This window comes from Intrasporangium sp. (assembly GCF_035280925.1).
Lineage (GTDB): Bacteria > Actinomycetota > Actinomycetes > Actinomycetales > Dermatophilaceae > Intrasporangium.
In genome coordinates, this window is the sequence record NZ_DATEEY010000119.1 from 1 (window position 1) to 2876 (window position 2876).

Genomic DNA, 2876 nt, shown 5'->3' on the forward strand with positions numbered 1-2876 from the left:
GAACTCGTCGAGGTACTTCGCCTCGCAGTAGGGACGGAGCTGCTCGTTCACGGACGGGCCGACGTGGCCGTCCGTGGACACCACGATGTAGCGCTCGTCGCCGCCGGTCTCGGTCTGAGACATGGCGTCCCTCCTTGGTCGTCCGCACCGTAGCGCGGGAGTGGCACTGAGTGCCACCATCCGGCCGCGACACCGCCTCCGGCACGCTCCTCGCCACCGTCGGACGAGGCGCACAATGCGCCGCGGCTGGCTGCTACGCCGAACGCTTGACTGTCCGTCGAGACACCGGGCGTCGATGCTGATCCCCCGGACCGCCGCCAGGGTCGTCCGTGTCCTTCAGGATCCGTCCCGTCGAGCCGTCGTGGCCTGAGTGCCAACTCCGTCGCGTTCCATCGCCGGTTTCGAGCACGCGGGCGGCCTTGTCAGTCGTGGCGCTCGGCTGGCGCGTGTGGCGTGGCGGGTCGAAGTGGCGGCTGGTCGCGTTGGAGGTAGCCGACGACGGTCGTGATCGTCATCGATGTGTGGCCTCGCTCCACGAGGTAGTTGGGCACGTCGAACGCGGCGTGACCCTCGTTGCTCGCCGCGAGGACATCAGCGACGACGTCGGCCACGGTGACACCCGGGAAGTCGGGGACCTCGCCGTCGAGCAGTCGCGCCTCCCGCTTGCGCCGCTGCCGGGACAGATCGTCGTCACCCAGCCACGTCTCAACTGGGCTCTGCACGGTCGCGTCCTCGTGTCGGCTCAGAAGCGGCGACCGCCCGGGGCGCAACCGGCGTGCCGCCCGACCGAAGGCTGGGCGGGGGCATCGGTTCGGGTGGCGGGACCGGCTCGGGTGGCGGGACCGGTTCGGGTGGCCACGATTCGGCCAGGAACGGCGAGGGTCCTTCGGCCGGCGTGGGCAGCGCCCTTAGCCCGTTGTCTGTCGTGTGGTGCTGAACTTCGTGAAGTTCCGAGAGCGCGACCCTGGCCCGTGAGGTCTCGTCACGCCGACGCCCTGTGCCGGAGATATCGCCCTGGACCGACCTGACACCCAGGTATCCGATGGCTCGCTCCAACAGCCGAACGCCGCGGCGGGCCGTCTCGTCATCGGACGGGTGGCGGGCTTGGGAGCGTCCGAGTCCCAGAGCGTGGGCCATCGTGTCAAGGTCGTGACCTGCCGTACGTGCGAGCGCGAGCGCGTGGTCGCCCACGTGGAGGTGGCTGCCGGCACAAGCCAGTTCGAGACTGCGCTGCCACACGCGCTGCGCGACCTCCAGCCCCTCGCGGCCGGCAGGACGCGCCGATCTCGGGTCGGAACCGGCGCGGGAGCGGCGCGGGACCGGCGCCGATCCGTAGGGCCTCACCACGTGCCGGAGTGGCTGTTGGAGGGGCGCGGTTGTTCGCTGGGTCGCATGCGCCGCACGAGCGGCAACCGGATGGTCTTGCGGCGCCAGTAGGCGTGCGTGTCGCAGTAGACGTGTTGGTCACCGTTGCCGGTGCGTTCGCTGTAGATCACCGCACCGCGGCAGGAACGGGGGCACGAACCCAGCCTGGGTTGGTGCCCTGGGTCCCCGTACCAGCACGCCCCCGGTTCTGTCACGGGTCACGTCGGTCGGTACTCGGCTTCGGCCCCGTCCCGTTGTTGCGCTTGAGCTTCTTGGCCGTTCGCTTCTCTTTGAGTGTCTTGCCGGGTTTCTTGCCGTTCGGTCTGCCGGGTGCCTTGTCAGACATGGTGCGTCCTGTCCTGGTTGTGTGAGTTGCGGTGACTGTTCACGCCCACGAGGAGATCGAGCATCTCGCCGATGGTCCGTTCCTGCGTGATCGGGTCGCGTAGCGGCAGATGCTCCTGGATGCGGTACCGGTTGCGGCGACCGTCCTTGTCTTTGATCACGTAGCCGGCGTCGACGAGGTCGGTGACGATGGTGTGGGCGCTGCGCTCGGTGACGCCGACCAGGGCGGCGAGGTCCCGCACCCGCACGCCGGGGTCATGGGCGATGCCCAGCAGCGCTCGTGCGTGGTTGGTGAGGAAGCTCCAACTGCCCATGCGGATACCTTATCACTATTTCCAGAAACAGATTGCATGTTTCTGAGTGCAGGTATACGGTGCACGGCAGGCCCGGGGGTCGTGGCCGTCGTTCGGCGGCCACACCTCGGGGAAGAAGGGAAGACCATGGAACTCCTGGTCCTCGCCATCGTCGTGATCGTGGCCTTCGGCTTGTACCGCTTCATGCGGGCACGGGCCGCCCACTGACCTCACGACGCGCCACCCCGCCCGACCTGAGTCCGGACGTGGTGGGGGCAACCTCGCCGGTGCCGCCGGAACTGGCCCTCGGCCCTACACGTCCCGTGCATGAGCACCCACCACAGGAGGCATCGTGCCCCCCACTCCGAATGCCGTCCTGGGCGACGAGGACCTCGCGCACACCGACACCGCCCCCCAGCAACCACTGGCCGACGACCAACCTCCGCGCCAACAGTGCGGACGCTGTCGACTGCTGTTCGAAGGTGATCCCGCGCTGCATCCACCCGCCCGACCGGACTGGTGGCTGTGCCCACCATGTCGAGCCATCCTGCTCGGCCGCCACGCCCGCCCCCACGACGTCGCCCGCCGGCGACAGGTCGGCGGCACGACCTGAAAACCCGTGTCGCCACCTCGAGAGGGTGCAGACAGTTCCGCATGGAGCCCGTGGTACGCATAGGCCCAGGTCAGTGCGTCGTCTCGTCGCGTTGACGCACGTGATCACGACCCTCAGAACATCCATCGTCAGCAGCGGAAGCTCGGTACGCTCGCCGCATGGCCGACGGTGCGGCGATTCGCTTCTTGCCGTTCGCTGGCCGACGTGTCGCGTACGCGGCGACCGGGGAGGGGCCGCCACTCGTGGCGCCGGCCTGGTGG

2 protein-coding genes are annotated in these 2876 nt (G+C 68.9%); both read right to left on the reverse strand.

From position 1 onward, the window contains the following. Positions 1–422 precede the first annotated feature (422 nt). On the reverse strand, positions 423–722 hold the full coding sequence (locus tag VJN29_RS11630) for a hypothetical protein (RefSeq protein ID WP_324143795.1): 300 nt from the start codon (positions 720–722) through the stop codon (positions 423–425). Between the two features lie 981 nt (positions 723–1703). Further along, positions 1704–2024 carry a winged helix-turn-helix domain-containing protein gene (locus VJN29_RS11635; protein ID WP_324143796.1) on the reverse strand — a complete coding sequence of 107 codons (321 nt, stop codon included), beginning with the start codon at positions 2022–2024 and terminating at the stop codon, positions 1704–1706. Positions 2025–2876: the final 852 nt, after the last annotated feature.